Here is an 18244-nt window from a genome sequence, read left to right on the forward strand (position 1 = left end):
GCCATGCATATCGTTGATGGAGCGCTGTCAAACCCGGTTGTGATCGCCGGCGCAGTGCTGGGGGCGGCCGGTGTCGCGCGGGGCCTGCGCGATCTGCCGATGGAAAAGATCCCTGCGGCGGGCGTGCTTTCGGCCACCTTCTTTGTCGCCTCGCTGGTCCATGTGCCGATCGGGCCATCCTCGGTGCATCTGATCATGAACGGGCTGGCCGGGCTGGTGCTGGGCTGGGCGGCGTTTCCGGCGCTGTTTGTGGGCCTCTTGTTGCAGGCGGTGTTCTTCGGCTTCGGCGGCATCACGGTCCTGGGGGTCAACACCTTCAACATCGCCGCACCGGCCGTGATCGTCTGGTGGCTCTGCGGTCGTCAGGTGCAGCGGTGCAGCCCCCGGACGGCCGCAATCTGGGCCGGGATCGGCGGGGCGCTGGCCATTGCGCTGACGACGCTGTTTGTGGCGCTGGCTCTTCGCCTGACGGGCGAGGCGTTTCTGCCGGCGGCAAAGCTGGTGTTTCTGGCCCATATCCCGATCATGGTGATCGAGGGGCTGTTGTCGGCCGCCGCGGTTTATCTCGCCAAACAGGTCAAGCCCGAGCTGTTCGGCAATGTCGCGGAGGCTGCATCATGATCCGCCCTGCCCTTTTGTCGCTGTGCCTTGTGCTGACGCCGCTGCCGGCGCTGGCACACAAGGTGATCGCATCGGTCTTTCCCAGCGGCGCCCGGATCGAAGGCGAGATCGGATTCTCCGACGGCGCCATGGCCAGGGACACGAAAGTCGAGGTCCTGGACGCGCAAGGCAACCGGATTGGCGAGGCCACAACCGATGGCGAAGGCTTCTTCACCTATGCGCCGACCGCGCCCGTGGCGCTGGTCTTTCGCGCCAACCTTGGCGCAGGCCACGTGGCCGAGGCGCGGATGAGCGCCGAGGCCGTGGCCACCATTGTCGCCAAACGCGGCGCTGCTGCCGCCCCCGCGGCCCAAGCCACCCCGGAGGCACCTGCCGCGCGCGCATCGCTCGCCGCGGCCGCCATCCCCGGCGCCAATCCCGGCCCCCTGCCGCTGCCGCAACAGAGCGGAGAGGTCACGCTCAGCCCGGCGGAACACGAGGCCATCGCCACCATCGTTCGGGACGAGATGCGCCCGCTGCGGCGCGAGATCGATGCCTACAAGGAGAAGAACGACCTGCAGTCGATCCTTGGCGGCATCGGCTATATCTTCGGTCTGGCGGGCGTCGGCTACTACCTTGCCGCCCGCCAGCGGTTGAGGCACGCCGCATGAGCGCGACGCTCTCGGGCGCCGCCGCAGGCAGATCGGATGCCTGCGGCGGCGGCTGGCTCGGTCGGGTCGATCCGCGGGTGCGGATCGTCGCGGCCACAGCCTTCGCCGTCGTGGTCGTCGCCTGCGACGCGCTGCCGGTGCTGGCGCTCGCGCTGCTGCCGGCGCTGGCGCTGCTGGCCGCGTCGGGCCTGCCACCCGGGCCAACCTTGCGGCGGATGGCGGCGATGGACAGCTTCATCCTGTTCATTCTGGTGCTGCTGCCCTTCACCGTGCCAGGCGAGCCGATCTTTACGATCTGGGGATTTCAGGCCTCGCACGAGGGCTTGGCACAGGCCGTCCGTATCGCGCTGACGGCCAATGCGGCGATCCTCGCGCTGATGGCGCTGGTCGGCACGATGGAGCCGGTGACCTTGGGCCATGCGCTGCACCGGCTGCGGGTGCCCGCGACGCTGGTGCATCTGCTGATGTTCACCGTCCGCTATATCGACGTGCTGCGCGAGGAATATCTGCGCCTGCGTCAGGCAATGAAGGCTCGCGGGTTTCGGCCCGCGACCGACCGGCATACCTATCGCAGCATCGGATTCCTGCTCGGCATGATGCTGGTGCGGGCGATGGAACGGTCAGAACGCATTCTTGGCGCCATGAAGTGCCGCGGCTTCACCGGGCAGATCCCGCTGGTGGCCGAGATGCGGGTCGGTGCTGCCGACATCGCCTTTGCCACCGGCTTTGCCGCCGTTCTGGCCGGGCTTCTTGCCGCGGAGCTTGCCCTTGCCGCTGTTTGAACTCTCGGACATCCGGTTTGCATTTCCCCACCGGCCGCCGGTTCTGCAGGGCGCCGATCTGGTGTTGCATCCGGGCGAGCGGCTGTCGATCGCCGGGCCGAACGGGGCCGGAAAATCGACGCTTCTGAAGATCATGGTCGGGCTTCTGATGCCCGCGTGCGGCCGCGTCGTGGCCTTTGGCGCCCCGCGGCGGGAGGAGAGCGATTTTCACGAGGTCCGGCGCCGCGCCGGTCTGGTGTTTCAGGACCCTGACGATCAGCTGTTCTGCCCGACCGTGGCCGAGGACATTGCCTTTGGCCCGCTGAACCTTGGCGCCAGCCGGGCCGAGGCGCTGGCGCGGGTCGATGCGGTGCTGGCCGAGCTGGAGCTGACGCATCTGCGCAACCGCATCACCCACAAGCTGTCGGGCGGTGAAAAACGGCTGGTGACACTTGCCACCGTGCTGGTCATGGACCCCGAGGTTCTGCTGCTCGACGAGCCGACCAATGCGCTCGACGAGGCGAACGAGGCGCGGCTGACCGGGATCCTCGAGGAATTGCCGCAGGCCATGGTGCTGGTCAGCCACGACGCCCGCTTTCGCCAACGGCTCGCAACCCGCGAACTGCGGCTTCGCGACGGCCGCCTCGGGCCCGCCTGACCGGGCGGGCCCGAAGCGCGCGAGGGCTAGTCGAGCAGCCAGGCGAACTGCGCCCGCAGCTCGGCCAGCGTTGCGGCGTCGCGGGCGGTGATCAGATAGCCCTCGTGAATCGTCGGGGCATAGTCGCGGCCGTCGAGCAAGCCAACGGCGCAACCCGCCTCCTGACAGGCAAGCACGCCCGCCGCATGGTCCCAGGGCATCAGCTTGAAATCCGTGCTGAACCGGCCGTGCCCGAACGCCATCTGGCGATAGGCGTGGCAGGCGCAGCGCAGGTCCGCCACCCGGCCGAACGGCAACAGTTCAAGCTGGAAGCGCTCGCGCTTCGCCGGCGGCAGCAGCCAGGGTGAGGAGAAGCCGGGAAACGACGTCTCGGCGCCCGCATCCGCGACCCGCAACTGCCGGCGCTGTCCGCCCGACGTGCAATACCACGTGCCGCCACCCCGTCGCGTCATCACCCAGTCGTCCACCACCGGATCGTAAAGCAGCCCGAACACCGTCTCGCCGCGGTCGGTCACCGCCAGCAGCACGCCAAAGGTCGAAAGCCCCATGGCATAGTTCCAGGTGCCGTCGATCGGGTCGATGATGACTGTGGTCTCGGACGCGGCGATGCGGTCCAGAATTGTCGCGTCCGCGGCCACGGCCTCTTCACCGACGATGGCGGCGCCGGGCAGGATCTGTGCCACCGCGGCCGAGATCGCGGCCTCGGACGCACGGTCGGCCACCGTCACCAGATCGTCGACCGCGGATTTCGAGGAGATTGCGCCTGCTTCGAGGTTGCGGAACCGCGGCAGGATCTCGCGCCGCGCCGCTGCGCGCACCGCGTCGATCAGGGCGGCCTCCTGGGTTTCGTCGGGGATCATCCGTGCCTGTCCTTTCGGTCTGTCTGTCGTCCTGCTTATGGGCGTCGGTATAGCCCCACGATCCCGCGGCGTCAGCGCACCGTTCCACAACCCGGCCGCGACACCTTAGGCCGAAACGTGGATGCGCGCGCCGACCAGCGCATGGTCCGACAGGATGTCGCCGCCGGGCGCCAGCGCCGGCACCATGAACGGCGCCGAGGCGACGGCCTTGCGCACCAGAATCCAGTCGAGCGGCAGAAGCGGCGCATCGGGCCCTGACGGGTCGGGCACCCGCGCCGTTCCCTGGAAACAGTTCGAGGTTTTCCAGCCGAACCCCTGGGCGGCGAAACGGCCAAAGGCATGTTCGATGCGCTCGGGCCGGGCCAGCGCCTCGGCCGCGGTCGTCCCACCCTGCAGCAATGCGCGCGTGTTGAGATCGCCGCCAATCACCGTCGGCCCGGACGGATAGGCGTTGAGCAGCCCGGCCAGCAGCGTCTCGGCCTGCGCGGCGCGCACCCTCGGGTCGCCGCGCACCTCGAAATGTGTCGACACCAGGGTCAGAGGCCCGGCCGCGGTCAGGATCCGCGCGGCCAGTGCCATCCGTCCGCCGATCCGGTGCGGACCGTTGCGCGCCGCAGCCGAGCCAAACCAGCCGCCGCCACTGTCGAGCGGGATCAGCGCCGCATCCTCGAGCGGCCAGCGCGACAGGATCGCGTTGCCGTGCAACCCATGACGGTTGCTCATGCCGACGCAAGCCCGGGCCTCGGCGGCATCGCCAAGCCCGAGTTCGACGAACTCGACCCCGAAGGCATAGCCAAAGCCAAGCTGTTCGGCGAGATCGTGTGCCGTATGGCGCTGCCCCGACCGCGCCATGCCGTGGTCCAGCTCGCTTGCCAGCACGACATCGGCCCCAGAGGCGCGGATCAGGTCTGCGGCGGCCTCGACCCGTTTGCAGCGTCCCATGTTCCAGGCGGCAACGACGATCTCGTTTCCCGGTGCCGCGGGACGATCTGGACCGACCAGTTCGATGGTGTTGAAGCAGGTCCATTCCGCAACGAAGCGGTCGTGGGCCACCAGATTTCCCAGCGCGACCGCGGCCATGCCGCGTTCCTCGCTCGCAGGCGCCGCCATCCGCGCCACCGTCTCGGTCACGATCTCACGCATCCAGCATCTCCCGCAGCGCATCATCTGTTCGGTGTCCCCTGCCCCATGGTCAGGTTCGGGCCGATGTTCGGGCCGGGATCCTTGCCCGCTGATGTCGTTCGGATGACACTTCGATGAAAACCACGCTATCGGCCGCCGCCGGAGTGCTGCGGCGGCGGCCAATTCGACAGGCAATCGATGCTGTCAGGCGGGCTCAGGCGACGCCGCTGCGGGCAGACCAGGGCCGCTTCGACCAGTCGACATCGCCAAGCTGGTACATGGTATAAATCGGCGCCAGCATGGCACGACGGAACCGGCCGAGCGGAAACCGCCCCATCGGCGCGCGCATGACGGTGGGATAGGGTCGCCGGGTCGGACGGCCAAGCACCAGATCGGCCAGAAGTCCGCCGGCATAGCTGCCCATTGCGACCCCGTTGCCGTGATAGGCAAGACCTGCAAAGGCCGTGGGCCCACCCGGAATCGGCCCGACATAGGGCGTGCGGTTGCGGGCAATCGCCACCATGCCCGACCAGGCATAGTCCATCTCGACCGCCTGCCAGGACGGGAACATGCGGGCGAAATCGCGCCGCCCGTCGGCAAAGATCGCCGCCTCGGCGGCGGCATCGGTGCGGATCGCGCCGCGCTGGCCGAACAGCATCCGGTTGTCCGGCATCAGCCGGAAATAATGCAGGAGCGTGCGGGTGTCATAGCACATCTGCCGCGAGGTCCAGCCCTGTTCGGCCAGTTCGTCGGGCTCGAGCGGCCGGGTGACCAGAATGTTGCTTTGCACCGGCATGAACCGCCCGGCCATCCAGGCTGGCACATCCTCGGCGCCATAGGCATTGGTCGCCATGACAAGGACCCGCGCCGTCACCTCGGCCCCGTTCAGACGCAGCCGCCAGCCCGCGCCATGGGGCGCGATGGCCTGCACCGGCGCCGAGGCAAAGATGCGCGCGCCCGCCGCGGCAGCCGCACTTGCAAGACCAAGCGCATAGGACAGCGGGTTCAGCGCAAAACCGACCGGAAGGGTCAGCGCACCATGGAACTCGGGGCTGGCCAAGCCTTCGGCCGCCAGATCGCCGGGCTCGGTCAGCCGCGGCTCGATCCCGAGCAGATCGCGCAGGACCGGCACGCTGGCGCGCAGCCCGGCCATTTCGGCCGCGCTATGGGCCAGTTGGGTCTCGCCCTCGGAATGGCAATCGGCGTCGATCGCAAGCCGGTCGAGGGTTTCGGCCACCAGAGACACGGCGTCGCGCTCGGCGGCGAAGAACTCGCGCATCGCGGTCTCGCCGTGGTGGCGGACGAACTGCTTGCGCGACAGCTTGGCGCCGCCAAGGCAACAGAAGCCGCCGTTGCGCCCCGAGGCTCCCCAGCCGGGCGCCTCGGCCTCGAGCAGCACCACGTCGGCGCCCGCCTCTGCCAGATCGAGCGCCGCGGTCAGGCCGGTATATCCGCCGCCCACAACGGCAATGTCACAGGTGATCGCGCCTTCGGGACGCATCCAGTTCGGCTGCTCTGACACGCTTGCGCGCCAGAAGCTGTTCTTGATGGGGTCGGGTCCATAGGCCCGCGCCCCGCAGATCCGTTGCATTTTAGTTTCCTTAACCCTGAATGGCGGCGCGTTCGTCGCGTGCCTGCCGCGTCGCGGACCGCTTGGTCATGATCGACACAGAAATGACGCCGACGGTCACGATCCCGATCATCAGCGTCGACAGCGCGTTGATCTCGGGGCTGACCCCCAGCCGCACCGAGCTGAAGATCTTGATCGGCAGGGTGGTCGAACTGGGTCCGGCGGTGAAGGACGCGATCACCAGATCGTCGAGCGACAGGGTAAAGGCCAGAAGCCAGCCCGAGATGACTGCAGGCGCAATGATCGGCAGCGTCACGCTGCGGAACGCATCGAAGGGCTCGGCGCCCAGATCGAGCGCCGCCTCCTCGACCGACCGGTCAAAGGTGGCAAGCCGGGACGAAACCACGACCGAGACATAGCACATCGAGAAGGTCGTGTGCGCCAGCACGATGGTAAAGATCCCCCGGTCGACCCCGACCGCGATGAACAGCAGCAGCAGCGACAGGCCGGTTATCACCTCGGGCATGACGAGCGGGGCATAGATCATGCCGGAAAACAGCGTCCGCCCCGCGAACCGCCCCTGACGGACAAGAACATAGGCCGCCATCGTGCCCAGCACCGTCGCGATGGTTGAGGAGAACACCGCGACGCGCAGCGTTACCCAGGCCGCATCGAGGAAGGCCTCGTTGTGCAGAAGGGAGACATACCACTTGGTCGAGAACCCGGCCCAGACCGTCACCAGCTTTGATTCGTTGAACGAGAAGATGATGAGGATCAGCATCGGAACATAGAGAAAGGCGAAACCGAGTGTCAGCGAAACCGCGCTGAAGAAGGAAAACCGCTTCATTGTTCGGCCTCCCGCTGGCGCTGTTCGTTGCGCTGGAACAGGATGATCGGGATCACCAGGATCAGCAGCAGCACGACCGCCACCGCCGAGGCCACCGGCCAGTCGCGGTTCGAGAAGAACTCCTCCCACAGCACCTTGCCGATCATCAGCGTCTGCGACCCGCCCAGCAGCGAGGGGATGACGAATTCACCGATCGCGGGGATGAAGACCAGAAAGCAGCCGGCGATCACGCCCGGCTTTGACAGTGGCGCGGTGACCAGCCAGAACGCCTGCCGCCGCGTGCAGCCCAGATCCTCGGCCGCCTCGAGAAGCGAGACGTCGAGCTTTTCGAGCGTCGCATAGATCGGCAGGATCATGAACGGCAGATAGGTATAGACGATGCCGATATAGACCGCGACGCGGGTATTGAGGATCGTCAGCGGCTCGGAGATCACGCCGGTCCACAGCAGGAACTGGTTCAGAAAACCCTCGGTCGACAGGATGCCCATCCAGGCATAGACGCGGATCAGGAAACTGGTCCAGAACGGCAGGATCACCAGCATCATCAACGTCGGTCGCCAGGCCTGTTCGGCATTGGCCATGGCAAGGGCTATCGGATAGCCGACCATCAGCGTCAGAGCGGTCGAGACAAGGGCGATCTGCAGGCTGGACAGATAGGCTTTCCAATAAAGCGAATCCTCGGTCAGGAACACGAAGTTCTCGAAATCGAGCTGCGAGAAGAAATCCCGGATCCCGGTCCAGCCGGCGGAAAATTCCAGCGTCGGCGTATAGGGCGGGATCGAAAGCTGCACGTCCGACAGCGAGATTTTCACCACGATCAGGAACGGCACCAGAAACAGCGCCACAAGCCAGGCGTAGGGAATGGCGATCAGCAGAAGGCGGCGCATCCCTCAGCGCTCCAGCAATATGGCGCAGCGCACCGTCCAGTTCACCCAGACGTCTTCTTCCCAGGTGAAACGGCGGCGCGTGTCGCGTTCGGTATTGAAGTTCTGGGCCTTGATGATCTGCCCGTTGGCAAGCTGGACGTGATAGGTCGAGAGGTTCCCCAGATAGCCGATGTCGACGATCTTGCCCTGCAATACGTTCTCGTCCTCGGGACGGTCGGCGTGGATCTCGACCTTCTCGGGGCGGACGGCGACAAAACAGGACTGGTCGGGTGCAAGTGTGAGCGGCGAGGCGCAGCGCAGCGGCGGCTGACCTTCGGCCCAGCTGACCTCATAGATGTCGCCGACGCGGTTTGCCCGCCCCTCGATCACCGTCACGTCGCCAAGGAAATCGGCGACATAGACCGATTTCGGCGCCTCGTAGATCACGGGCGGCGTATCGACCTGGATCAGCTTGCCATGATCCATCACCGCGATCCGGCTGGCGACGGTCATCGCCTCTTCCTGGTCGTGGGTGACGATGACAAAGGTCGTGCCGGTCTTTTCCTGGATCTCCATAAGTTCGAACTGGGTCTCTTCGCGCAGCTTCTTGTCGAGCGCCCCCAAAGGCTCGTCAAGCAACAGCAGCTTCGGTGCCTTGGCAAGGCTGCGCGCCAGAGCCACCCGCTGTCGCTGGCCGCCCGAGATCTGGTGCGGCTTGCGCTTGGCAAATTTCTGCATCTGGACCAGCCGCAGCATGTCCTCGACCCGGGCCGGGATCTGGTCTTTCGGCATGTCGGACCGCTTCAACCCGAAGGCGATGTTGTCCCAGACCGTCAGGTGCGGGAACAGCGCATAGGACTGGAACATCATGTTCACGGCGCGCTTGTTCGGCGGCACCGCGCCGATGTTCTGGCCCTCCAGAAGGATCGTGCCTTCGGTCGCGTTCTCGAACCCCGCGAGCATCCGCATCAACGTGGTCTTGCCGCAGCCCGAGGGACCGAGCAGCGCAAAGAACTCGCGCTGAAAGATATCGAGATACAGGTTATCGATGGCCGTGAAATCTCCGAACCGCTTGGTCACCCCGCGGAACGAGATCAGCGGCGCGGCCTTGGGATCGACCCAGGGGGCGAATTCGACGGGCTGTGCAGAGGGCTTGGGGTCTGGCATTGGCACTCTCGACTGCTCTCTCGGCTGCGATGAAAAGACCCCGCGCCATTGCGGACGCGGGGTCGTCAGACCTGGCGGATCAGGTGCCGGACTTGATCTTGGTCCAGAGCCGGGTGACCGTGCGCTGCACCTTGGGTTCGTAGGGCGTCACGGTATAGAGATTATCGAGCGTTTGGGCATCGGGATAGATCGCGGTGTCGTCGATCACATCCTCGGACAGGAACGCCTGGCTCGCCTTGTTGCCGTTCGCGTAATAAACATAGTTCGACGCGGCGGCCATGTTTTCGGGGTCCATGATGAAGTTCAGGAACACCAGCGCCGCCTCGGGATTCGGCGCATCGACCGGAATGGCCATCTGGTCGAACCACATCAGCGCGCCTTCCTTCGGCGCGTTATAGGCAATCTCGACGCCGTTGTCGGCCTCGACGGCGCGGTCGCGCGCCTGCAGGATGTCACCCGACCAGCCGAAGGCCACACAGATGTCGCCGTTCGCGAGCGCGTTGATGTATTCCGAGCTGTTGAATTTCTGGATGTAGGGCCGCACCGCCATCAGCACCGGCTCGACCTTGGCGATCACGTCGGGATCGTGGCTGTCCGGGTCCTCGCCGATGTATTTCAGCGCGGCCGGGATCATCTCGGTCGGGGCGTCCAGAACGAAGACGCCGCAGGCGGCAAGCTTCTCCATGTTGGCGGGGTCGAAGACCAGATCGAGAGAGTCGATCGGCGCGTCCTCGCCCAGCACTTCCTTGACCTTGGCGAGGTTCACGCCAAGCCCGGTGGTGCCCCACATGTAATTGATCGAATAGGCGTTGTCCGGATCGTATTGCGCGGTCCGCTTCTCGATCACGTCCCACATGTTGTCGATGTTCGGAAGCTTCGACCTGTCGAGCTTCTGGAACGCGCCGGCCTGGATCTGGCGCTGCAGGAAGGTGCCGGTCGGCACCACGACGTCATATCCCGAGCCGCCGGCGAGCATCTTGGTCTCGAGCACCTCGTTCGAATCGAAAACGTCATAGACAAGGTCAATTCCGGTGTCGGCCTCGAACTTGTCCAGCAATTCAGGTGCGATATAGTCCGACCAGTTGTAGACGTGGACTTCTTCTGCAGATGCCGCCGTGGTCATCGCCACTGACGCCAGAAGCAGTGTCCAGAGGTGTGGCTTGGCATGAGTCATTTTTGTCCTTCCCATGTTGCTTGTCGCGTCATTATTTGAAATGTTAATTTGATCAAACGCAAACCCCAAAATGCGGTTCACGCAGGATCCGCGGTATTTCTTGTGGCGAGCCGGACGATCTGCCGGTTCCTTACTCAAACAAAGGGCAGCCCCCGTGAACACGCAAGAGGGAAAGAAGCCTGAGCACGAGGCGATCTACCGTCGGCTTCGGGACATGATTCTGTTCGGCGAGGTCGAGCCGGGCCAGCCGGTCACGATCATGGGGCTGACCGAAAGCATCGGTGCCGGGATGACCCCGGTGCGCGAGGCGATCCGCCGGCTGACCGCCGAAGGGGCGCTGTCGGTGCTTGGCAACCGGCGGATCTGCGTGCCGATCCTGAGCGTCGCGGACCTGGAGGAGATCCGCTATGCCAGGCTGGCAATCGAACCGGAGCTGGCCTTTCAGGCCGCGAAAAACGTTGATTCTACGCTGATCCGCGACCTGACGGCGATCGACGACCAGGTCGATCTGGCGATCAAGCGTGGCAACGTCCGGACCTATCTGGAACAGAACCACCGCTTTCACTTCCGGCTCTATCGCGAGGCCCGCGCGCAGGTCCTGCAGGCACTGGCCGCCAGCCTCTGGCTGCGGGTCGGGCCATCGCTGCGGGTGGTCTGCGGGCTTTACGGTACGTCAAACCTGCCGGACGAACACAGCCGTGCAATCGATGCGCTGACATTGGGCGATCCGCTCAAGGTTCGGGCAGCAATGGAACAGGATATTTGCCAGGGACTCGATCAGATTCGCTCTACCCTGCCCGACTGATGGGCAGCGGCCCCGCGCGGCCGCGGTTCGGATTGACTCCTTCTTAAATTTGATCATAAACCGCTGACAACCTTCGCCGCCACCGCCGACGCTCCCCTTGCGGGCCGCCGCGCGCGCCTCGCCCCGGCACGGGACGGCTCAGACAAGGATGGACCCCGCGATGTCGCGCAACGACCAGAACTGGATCGAAAGCCTGCCCGAGGCCTTTTTGACCTACCTCGGCGACCGTCGCCTCGAGGAAGTCGAGTGCATCGTCCCCGACACCGTCGGCATGTCGCGCGGCAAGGCGATGCCGAGCCACAAGTTCTCGCCCGACGAGACCTTCTTCCTTCCGATCTCGCTGTTCTATCAAACGGTGTCCGGCGAATACGTCGATATGGAGGACATCACCGATCAGTGGCTTGAAAAGGACATCGTGCTGCGCCCCGACATGGGCACAGCGACCGCCGTTGCCTGGGCCGAAGATCCGACGCTGCAGGTGATCTGCGATCTGGAGACCCGCGAGGGCCAGCCGCTGGGCATTGCGCCCCGCAACGTGCTGAAACGCGTGCTCGGGCTCTATGCCGACCGCGGTTGGAAACCCGTCGTCGCGCCCGAGCTGGAATTCTATCTCACCAAGCCGAACCTCGACCCCAACGAACCGATCGAGCCGCCCACCGGACGGACCGGCCGCAAGGGCGCCAGCCGGCAGGCCTATTCGATGGTTGCGGTCGACGAATACGGCGTGGTGATCGACTTGATCTATGACTATGCCGAGGCTCAGGGGCTGGAGATCGACACCGTGATCCAGGAAGGCGGCGCCGGTCAGATCGAGATCAACCTGATGCACGACGACCCGCTGAAGCAGGCCGACCACGTGTTCTATTTCAAGCGCACGATCCGCGAGGCGGCGTTGAAGAACGGGGTTTTCGCCAGCTTCATGGCCAAGCCCATGCGCGACGAGCCGGGCAGCGCCATGCACCTGCATCAGAGCGTGGTCGACATCGCGACCGGCCAGAACATATTCACCGACGCCGAGGGCGGCGAGACCGACGCCTTCTTCCACTTCATCGGCGGCAGCCAGAAATACCTGATGTCGGTGCTGCCGCTGCTGGCGCCCTACGTCAATTCGTTCCGCCGATTCAGCGCGGCCGGGATGAGCGCGCCGACGAACCTCGAATGGGGCAGCGACAACCGCACCACCGGCCTTCGCATTCCCAATTCGCCCCCCGTCGCCCGGCGGGTCGAAAACCGGGTGATCGGGATCGACTGCAATCCCTATCTCGCCATCGCCGCCAGCCTCGCCTCGGGCTATCTCGGCATGGTCAACGCGATCTCGCCGCGCCCGATCGCGCTGCACGAGGTGTTCGAAAGCGAAACCAACCTGCCCTACAGCCTTTCGGCAGCACTGGCATTGTTCGACGAGGACAACGAGGTGCGCGAAGTGCTGGGCGAGGAATTCTGCAATGTCTACTCGGGCATCAAGCACGCCGAGCATGACGAATACCAGCGCGAGATCTCGCCCTGGGAACGCCAGCATCTGCTGCTGAACGTCTGAGCGCCCTGCCATGAAGGACCACCACGAAATGAACATGATCACCAACCACCTGCCCACCGCCGAATTGCAGGCACTGGATGCCGCCCACCACATGCACCCCTTCACCGCCGGCGCCGAACTGGCCGCAAAGGGCGCACGGGTGATCACGCGGGCCAAAGGGGTCTGGATCACGGATTCGGAGGGCGAGGAAATCCTCGACGCCATGGCAGGGCTGTGGTGCGTGAACATCGGCTATGGCCGCGAGGAACTGGCCGAGGCTGCGGCGCGCCAGATGCGCGAACTGCCCTTCTACAACACCTTCTTCCAGACCACCCACGTACCGGCCATCGCCCTGGCCCAGCGTCTGGCCGAGATGGCGCCGGGCGATCTGAACCACGTCTTCTTTGCCTCGGGCGGCTCGGACGCCAACGACACCAACCTGCGGCTGGTGCGCCATTACTGGGCCTCCAAGGGCAAGCCCGAGAAGTCGATCGTGATCGGCCGCAAGAACGGCTATCACGGCTCGTCGATGGGCAGCGGCTCGATGGGCGGGATGAAGGGGATCCACGCCCAGGGCGGCCTGCCGATCCCCGGCATCGTCCATATCAACCAGCCCGACTGGTGGTCCGAAGGCGGCGACATGACGCCCGAGGACTTCGGCCTCGCCCGCGCCCGCGAGCTTGAGGACAAGATCGCCGAACTCGGCGAAGACCGGGTCGCGGCCTTCATTGCCGAACCGATCCAGGGTGCGGGTGGCGTGATCGTCCCGCCCTCGACCTATTGGCCCGAGATCCAGCGGATCTGTGACGAACACGAGATCCTGCTGATCGCCGACGAGGTGATCTGCGGCTTTGGCCGGACCGGCAGCATGTTCGGCACCCAGACCTATCAGATCCGGCCCGACATCATGACGGTCGCAAAGGGGCTCAGCTCGGGCTATGCGCCGATCGGTGCCTCGATCGTCAGCGACGAGGTTGCCCGTACCATCGACGAGGCCGGCGAATTCGCGCATGGCTACACCTATTCCGGCCATCCGGTGTCCTGTGCCGTGGCGCTGGCCAACCTCGACATTCTCGTGGGCGAGGATCTGGTCGGCAACGTGGCCGACCGCACCGGCCCCTATCTGAAGGAAAAGTGGGAGCAACTGGTCGATCACCCGCTGGTCGGCGAGGCGAAGATCAAGGGCTTCATGGCTTCGGTCGCCATGACCCCCGACAAGGCGGCGCGCGCGCCGTTCCTGGCCAGCAAGGGCACCGTCGGCGCAATTGCCCGCGGCCACTGCTTTGACGGCAACCTTATCATGCGCCATGTCGGCGACCGGATGATCATTTCCCCGCCGCTGACGCTGTCGAAACCCGAAGTCGACGTGCTGATCGAACGGGCCGTGCGCGCGCTCGACCTGACGCTGGCCGAGATCAAGGACAAGGGTCTATACCGCTAGGAAAGGCGCCGTCCACCCGGACGCCCCCGATGACGGGGGCGATCCGGTGCCACCCGAGACGCGCCGACCGGGCAGCCCCCGCCCGGTATCCATGGCCTCATGCAAAAGGAGCCGGCATGGACCTGCTGACCGCCAACGACCGCCCGGGGGAATACCCCCGCTCCTTCTATGCCGAGACGGCACCGCCCCTGCCGCCCTTGCCGGTGGCCGAGGGCGCGTTGAAATGCGATGTCTGCGTCGTCGGCGGCGGCTATACCGGCCTTTCGACCGCGCTGCATCTGGCCGAGCGGGGATACGACGTGATCCTGCTCGAGGCGCAGCGGGTCGGGTTTGGCGCCTCCGGGCGCAACGGCGGTCAGGTCTGGCCCGGCCAGCGCATGGACCAGTACGATCTCGAGGCCCAGATGGGCGCGGACGACGCCAGAAAGCTCTGGCAGATCTCGCTCGATTCGGTGGCGCTGGTCCGCAAGATGTCCAACCGGCCCGAGATGGCCGATTGCACCTTTCACCCGGGCCTGATCCACGCCGATCACCGCGCCCGGTTCGTTCCCCAGACCCGGGCCTATGTCGACTTTTTGCGCGATCGCTACGGCTACAAGAAGATGCGCTTCGTCGACCGCGAAGAGATGCGCAACCTCGTCGGATCGCAGGCCTATCACGGTGGATTTCTCGACAGCAGCGCCGGCCACCTCGACCCGCTGCGCTTTGCCTTCGGGCTGGCGCGGATCGCCATGGCGGCTGGCGTGCGGATCTTTGAACGTTCGCGGGTCACGACGCTCGAACAGACCGCGCCGGCGCGGGTCACGACCGAGGCCGCGACCGTCACCGCCGATTTCGTCGTGCTGGGGTGCAATGGCTATATCGGCAAGCTGAACGGCGATGTCGCGGCCCATGTCATGCCGATCAACAACTACATGATCGCCACCGAACCGATGCACCCCGACCAGCAGGAAGCGATCATCCGCGGCAACCATGCCGTCGGCGACAGCAAGTTCGTCGTGAACTACTTCCGCTTCTCCGAGGATCACCGGCTGCTGTTCGGGGGCTCGGAAAGCTATGGCTATCACTTCCCCGCCGACATCGCCAAGGCGGTCCGCAAGCCGATGCTCGAGATCTTTCCGCAGCTCGACGATGTACGCATCGACTATGCCTGGGGCGGGACGCTCGGGATCACCATGAACCGGATGCCGCAGTTCACGCGGCTTGCCGGCAACGTCCTCAGCCTGTCGGGATATTCCGGCCACGGGCTTGCCATGGCGACGCTCGCCGGACAGATCGCGGCCGAGGCGCTGGCCGGTCAGGCCGAACGCTTCGACACCATGGCACGGGTGCCGACCCTGCGGTTTCCCGGCGGCCCCAACATGCGCAACGCGCTGCTGGTGCTGGCCATGCTGTGGTATTCGATGCGCGACCGGCTTTAGGCGGCAAGCGGCCCCAGGCAGCGCGGGTTCGCCACATTGTCTGACGACACTGCATCTTCAGGACTCGGGCCGGGATTGCCCCCGGTGCGCCGCATGGCCATTGGCACTGCGGCGGCCTACCGGCTGGCGTTCGGCGTCTCCTCGAGGCGCAGTGCATAGTCCTTGTCGAACAGCGACGAAGCGATCACGAAATCCGCCGTGGCAGCGTTGCAGGCCACCACAACCTGTTCCAGCGTCGAAATGCGGATCAGGGCCTTCACATCGACATCGTGCGGCATCGCGGTCAGCGGGTCGGAAAAGAAGATCAGAACGTCGAGCCGACCCTCGGCGATCATCGCACCAAGCTGCTGGTCGCCACCGAGCGGCCCGCTTTTCAGCCGCGTCACCGGCAAGCCTGTGCCTTCCGCGACCTTGCCGCCTGTGGTTCCGGTTCCGAACAGCTCGTGGCGTGCCAGCGCCTCGCGGTTGCGGGCGGCCCAGGCCACCATCGCCGGTTTCATCGCGTCGTGGGCGACAAGGGCGATCCGCTTGCGGGCGATCATTCGGGGCATTGCGCATTCCTTTCCAGGACAGGCTTTTGCCGTGGCGGTCTCGCGCAAATCCGCGCCGGTGACAAGCGGATCCCGCCGCAACTGTCCCAGGCCGCCTCAACCCGCCGCGCGGAACCGTGCCGTGGCCGGATCGCCAGTATAATTCGGCGCGACATCGTCGATCCGCCCCAGCAGATCCAGAACCGAGGCCGTGATGTGGCGCGCGGTGTCGTCGGTCATCAGCGGGCTGAAGTTCAGCCGCACCCAGCCGGGCTTGGCGATCTCGTCGCCCGCCGCGATCCGTGCCGCCATGTCCGCCGACGCCGCCGCACCAATCCCCAGCAGCCGGTGTCCATAGGGGCCCGCACAGGCACAGCCGCCACGCGCCTGAATGCCATAGATGTCGCTGAGAGCACGGGTGAAAAGCTGATGATGCACCGCCGCCCCCTGCCGGTCGCGTACGAGGAATGAAAAGATCGGCAGCCGATGCGCCGCCTCGCAGCCAAGCAGCGTCAGTTGCGGGTGCCCGTTCCACGCGGAAAGTGCCAGCCGGTTCAACGCCGCCTCGCGGGCCGCCAGCCGGTCGAGCCCGATCGCATCCTTGACGATCAGGGCAAGCGCGGCGCGGATGTCGCCGATCACGTTGGGCGTGCCCGCCTCTTCGCGCGCCGCAAGGTTGTCGGAATAACGATGCCCCCAGGGCGAGACGAAGGCGACCGTGCCGCCGCCGGGCCAACTCGGCCGCGCCAGCCGCACGGCCGAGCGGCGCAGGATCAGCAGACCCGAGGCACCGGGACCGCCGGCGAACTTGTGCGGCGACAGCGCGATGGCGTCCTTTGCCTCCTCCCCCCGGCCCATGTCGATGGGAAGGTAAGGTCCGCCGCCGGCATAGTCCCAGACCGCCAGTGCGCCGTGTGCCTTGAGCATCCGCGTCACTGCCCGGTCGTCGGTAATGATCCCGCTGACGTTCGAGGCGACCGAGAAGCTGCCGATCTTCAGATCCGCGTCGGCATGGGCCAGCAACGCCGCCTCGAGTGCAGCCAGATCCGGGCCGCCCCCGACTGCCTCGGGTATTTCCACGACCTCGGCGCCGCTTTCACGCCAGGGCAGGATGTTCGAGTGATGCTCGTAGGGGCCGATGAAGACGACAGGACGCCGCGCCCCCGCGACACCGAGCAGCGTCACCAGACGATTGAGCCCCGCCGTCGCCCCCGAGCCCGCGAAGATCACCGCACAATCGGCCCCCGCCCCGGTCAATCGCGCGATCTCGGCCCGCGCCGCCTCGCGCAGACCTGTGGTGTACTGGCCGCAAAAGGATGCCTCGGTATGGCTGTTGGCATAGAAGGGAAGCACCCGGGTCTGGACGAAATCCTCGACCTGCCGCAACGCCCGCCCCGAGGCGACGTAATCGGCATAGACCAGCGGCACGGGACCGTCGCGTCCGGGGATCATGACCCCCTCGCCGATCACGCCCTCGCGCAACGCTGCAAGCGGGTCCCCCGCCGCCAGATCGCGCCGAAATGCCTCGAATGCCTCATGTGTCATGTACGCGTCTCCGTTTTCAGGATATTGACCTGCCATGCGGCAAAATTTCCCCCCTATTTTTGGATGTTATTGTTATTCTTTGTGTCATATGATTGCTGAATGAGAGAAAAACTGGATCATATCGACCTCGCACTTCTGAACGAACTTCAGCGCGATTCATCGCTGTCGCAACGGGCGCTCGCCGACCGTGTCGGGCTGTCGCAAAATGCCTGTTGGCGCAGGCTTCGGACGCTGACCGATGCCGGGGTATTGAAGGGCAGCAGCGCCCGGCTCGACCGCTCGGCTCTCGGACTCGATCTCGTCGTTTTCGTGATGCTGCGGACCCGGCACCATTCGGCGGCATGGCTCGAAGCCTTCCGCCGCCATGTCCAGACCATTCCCGAGGTGGTCGATTTCTTCCGGATCGGCGGCGACTATGACTATCTGCTGAAGGTCGTGACCGGTTCGATGCAAAGCTACGATGCGGTCTATCTGCGGTTGATCTCAGGCGTAGAGCTCGATTCGGTCACCTCCTATTTCGCGATGGAAGCTATCGCTGAAAACCGCCCGCTGCCGCTCTAGGCGTCACCTCCCCGGAAAGATGATCGCCCTCGGCGCGAAACGCCGCAGTGCGGCGTTCCAGGGTGGATCCCGGATGAGCCCGGGTTCGGAATGGTCTAGACTGGGTGCGACCTGACCCGAAGGGGAGAG

18 protein-coding genes are annotated in these 18244 nt (G+C 65.5%); 9 read left to right on the top strand and 9 right to left on the bottom strand.

The features are described from left to right. Nucleotides 1–3 precede the first annotated feature (3 nt). Genes cbiM through DQG17_RS06715 form a run of 4 tightly spaced genes read left to right on the top strand, consistent with a single transcriptional unit; the run spans nucleotide 4 to nucleotide 2690 of the window. Nucleotides 4–621 carry a cobalt transporter CbiM gene (cbiM, locus tag DQG17_RS06700; RefSeq protein WP_116131946.1) on the top strand — a complete coding sequence of 206 codons (618 nt, stop codon included), beginning with the start codon at nucleotides 4–6 and terminating at the stop codon, nucleotides 619–621. Further along, nucleotides 618–1271 carry a cobalt ABC transporter permease gene (locus tag DQG17_RS06705; protein WP_116131947.1) on the top strand — a complete coding sequence of 218 codons (654 nt, stop codon included), beginning with the start codon at nucleotides 618–620 and terminating at the stop codon, nucleotides 1269–1271. The genes cbiM and DQG17_RS06705 overlap by 4 nt, the downstream gene beginning before the upstream one ends. Continuing rightward, a complete protein-coding gene (cbiQ, locus tag DQG17_RS06710; RefSeq protein ID WP_116131948.1) occupies nucleotides 1268–2053 on the top strand; it encodes a cobalt ECF transporter T component CbiQ in 786 nt (261 codons plus the stop codon). Before DQG17_RS06705 ends, cbiQ begins: the two co-directional genes overlap by 4 nt. Further along, nucleotides 2040–2690, top strand: coding sequence for an energy-coupling factor ABC transporter ATP-binding protein (locus tag DQG17_RS06715; protein ID WP_198666039.1), 651 nt, complete (start codon nucleotides 2040–2042; stop codon nucleotides 2688–2690). The genes cbiQ and DQG17_RS06715 overlap by 14 nt, the downstream gene beginning before the upstream one ends. 26 nt (nucleotides 2691–2716) lie before the next feature. Here the strand turns inward: DQG17_RS06715 and DQG17_RS06720 are convergent, their stop codons facing one another. From DQG17_RS06720 to DQG17_RS06750, 7 genes are all read right to left on the bottom strand, one after another. Continuing rightward, the gene (locus DQG17_RS06720; protein WP_116131949.1) at nucleotides 2717–3550 is read right to left on the bottom strand and encodes an inositol monophosphatase family protein; all 834 of its coding nucleotides are present in this window, start codon (nucleotides 3548–3550) and stop codon (nucleotides 2717–2719) included. A gap of 105 nt (nucleotides 3551–3655) precedes the next feature. Then, nucleotides 3656–4693 carry an endonuclease/exonuclease/phosphatase family protein gene (locus tag DQG17_RS06725; RefSeq protein ID WP_157973544.1) on the bottom strand — a complete coding sequence of 346 codons (1038 nt, stop codon included), beginning with the start codon at nucleotides 4691–4693 and terminating at the stop codon, nucleotides 3656–3658. 193 nt (nucleotides 4694–4886) lie between these two features. Further along, on the bottom strand, nucleotides 4887–6263 hold the full coding sequence (locus DQG17_RS06730) for an FAD-binding oxidoreductase (protein ID WP_116131951.1): 1377 nt from the start codon (nucleotides 6261–6263) through the stop codon (nucleotides 4887–4889). Nucleotides 6264–6273: 10 nt separating this feature from the next. Then, on the bottom strand, nucleotides 6274–7089 hold the full coding sequence (locus tag DQG17_RS06735; RefSeq protein WP_116131952.1) for an ABC transporter permease subunit: 816 nt from the start codon (nucleotides 7087–7089) through the stop codon (nucleotides 6274–6276). Beyond that, nucleotides 7086–7976, bottom strand: a complete 891-nt coding sequence (locus DQG17_RS06740) for an ABC transporter permease subunit (RefSeq protein ID WP_116131953.1) — start codon at nucleotides 7974–7976, stop codon at nucleotides 7086–7088. The genes DQG17_RS06735 and DQG17_RS06740 overlap by 4 nt, the downstream gene beginning before the upstream one ends. A gap of 3 nt (nucleotides 7977–7979) precedes the next feature. After that, entirely contained in the window at nucleotides 7980–9122 is a 1143-nt protein-coding gene (locus DQG17_RS06745; protein ID WP_116131954.1) for an ABC transporter ATP-binding protein, read from the bottom strand. Between the two features lie 79 nt (nucleotides 9123–9201). Continuing rightward, nucleotides 9202–10296, bottom strand: coding sequence for a polyamine ABC transporter substrate-binding protein (locus tag DQG17_RS06750; protein WP_116131955.1), 1095 nt, complete (start codon nucleotides 10294–10296; stop codon nucleotides 9202–9204). 154 nt (nucleotides 10297–10450) lie between these two features. Here DQG17_RS06750 and DQG17_RS06755 point away from each other — a divergent pair, with 154 nt between their 5' ends. The 4 genes from DQG17_RS06755 to DQG17_RS06770 all read left to right on the top strand — a co-directional run bounded on the left by DQG17_RS06755 (nucleotide 10451) and on the right by DQG17_RS06770 (nucleotide 15479). Continuing rightward, on the top strand, nucleotides 10451–11101 hold the full coding sequence (locus DQG17_RS06755) for a GntR family transcriptional regulator (RefSeq protein ID WP_232829344.1): 651 nt from the start codon (nucleotides 10451–10453) through the stop codon (nucleotides 11099–11101). Between the two features lie 160 nt (nucleotides 11102–11261). Next, entirely contained in the window at nucleotides 11262–12638 is a 1377-nt protein-coding gene (locus DQG17_RS06760; protein ID WP_116131957.1) for a glutamine synthetase family protein, read from the top strand. Nucleotides 12639–12666: 28 nt separating this feature from the next. Next, on the top strand, nucleotides 12667–14058 hold the full coding sequence (locus tag DQG17_RS06765) for an aspartate aminotransferase family protein (RefSeq protein WP_116131958.1): 1392 nt from the start codon (nucleotides 12667–12669) through the stop codon (nucleotides 14056–14058). Between the two features lie 116 nt (nucleotides 14059–14174). Beyond that, nucleotides 14175–15479 carry an FAD-binding oxidoreductase gene (locus tag DQG17_RS06770; RefSeq protein ID WP_116131959.1) on the top strand — a complete coding sequence of 435 codons (1305 nt, stop codon included), beginning with the start codon at nucleotides 14175–14177 and terminating at the stop codon, nucleotides 15477–15479. Between the two features lie 116 nt (nucleotides 15480–15595). Here DQG17_RS06770 and DQG17_RS06775 read toward each other — a convergent pair whose 3' ends face one another. Then, entirely contained in the window at nucleotides 15596–16030 is a 435-nt protein-coding gene (locus DQG17_RS06775; RefSeq protein WP_116131960.1) for a methylglyoxal synthase, read from the bottom strand. 96 nt (nucleotides 16031–16126) lie between these two features. Next, the gene (locus tag DQG17_RS06780) at nucleotides 16127–17554 is read right to left on the bottom strand and encodes an aminotransferase class V-fold PLP-dependent enzyme (RefSeq protein WP_116131961.1); all 1428 of its coding nucleotides are present in this window, start codon (nucleotides 17552–17554) and stop codon (nucleotides 16127–16129) included. Between the two features lie 99 nt (nucleotides 17555–17653). On the opposite strand from DQG17_RS06780, the gene DQG17_RS06785 reads away from it, so the two are divergent. Next, the gene (locus DQG17_RS06785) at nucleotides 17654–18115 is read left to right on the top strand and encodes an Lrp/AsnC family transcriptional regulator (RefSeq protein ID WP_116131962.1); all 462 of its coding nucleotides are present in this window, start codon (nucleotides 17654–17656) and stop codon (nucleotides 18113–18115) included. The last annotated feature ends 129 nt before the right edge of the window (nucleotides 18116–18244 follow it).

It is taken from the genome of Tropicimonas sp. IMCC34043, from assembly GCF_003390845.1.
Lineage (GTDB): Bacteria > Pseudomonadota > Alphaproteobacteria > Rhodobacterales > Rhodobacteraceae > Tropicimonas.

Excerpts from the sequence above, each read along its gene's own strand:
- DQG17_RS06705 (WP_116131947.1), top strand. The coding sequence starts at position 618 with ATGATCCGCCCTGCCCTTTTGTCGCTGTGCCTTGTGCTGACGCCGCTG.
- cbiM (WP_116131946.1), top strand. The coding sequence starts at position 4 with ATGCATATCGTTGATGGAGCGCTGTCAAACCCGGTTGTGATCGCCGGC.
- DQG17_RS06750 (WP_116131955.1), bottom strand. The coding sequence starts at position 10,296 with ATGACTCATGCCAAGCCACACCTCTGGACACTGCTTCTGGCGTCAGTG.
- DQG17_RS06770 (WP_116131959.1), top strand. The coding sequence starts at position 14,175 with ATGGACCTGCTGACCGCCAACGACCGCCCGGGGGAATACCCCCGCTCC.
- DQG17_RS06745 (WP_116131954.1), bottom strand. The coding sequence starts at position 9,122 with ATGCCAGACCCCAAGCCCTCTGCACAGCCCGTCGAATTCGCCCCCTGG.
- DQG17_RS06785 (WP_116131962.1), top strand. The coding sequence starts at position 17,654 with ATGAGAGAAAAACTGGATCATATCGACCTCGCACTTCTGAACGAACTT.
- DQG17_RS06725 (WP_157973544.1), bottom strand. The coding sequence starts at position 4,693 with ATGCGTGAGATCGTGACCGAGACGGTGGCGCGGATGGCGGCGCCTGCG.
- DQG17_RS06780 (WP_116131961.1), bottom strand. The coding sequence starts at position 17,554 with ATGACACATGAGGCATTCGAGGCATTTCGGCGCGATCTGGCGGCGGGG.
- DQG17_RS06735 (WP_116131952.1), bottom strand. The coding sequence starts at position 7,089 with ATGAAGCGGTTTTCCTTCTTCAGCGCGGTTTCGCTGACACTCGGTTTC.
- DQG17_RS06730 (WP_116131951.1), bottom strand. The coding sequence starts at position 6,263 with ATGCAACGGATCTGCGGGGCGCGGGCCTATGGACCCGACCCCATCAAG.
- DQG17_RS06740 (WP_116131953.1), bottom strand. The coding sequence starts at position 7,976 with ATGCGCCGCCTTCTGCTGATCGCCATTCCCTACGCCTGGCTTGTGGCG.
- DQG17_RS06760 (WP_116131957.1), top strand. The coding sequence starts at position 11,262 with ATGTCGCGCAACGACCAGAACTGGATCGAAAGCCTGCCCGAGGCCTTT.
- cbiQ (WP_116131948.1), top strand. The coding sequence starts at position 1,268 with ATGAGCGCGACGCTCTCGGGCGCCGCCGCAGGCAGATCGGATGCCTGC.
- DQG17_RS06765 (WP_116131958.1), top strand. The coding sequence starts at position 12,667 with ATGAACATGATCACCAACCACCTGCCCACCGCCGAATTGCAGGCACTG.
- DQG17_RS06720 (WP_116131949.1), bottom strand. The coding sequence starts at position 3,550 with ATGATCCCCGACGAAACCCAGGAGGCCGCCCTGATCGACGCGGTGCGC.
- DQG17_RS06775 (WP_116131960.1), bottom strand. The coding sequence starts at position 16,030 with ATGCCCCGAATGATCGCCCGCAAGCGGATCGCCCTTGTCGCCCACGAC.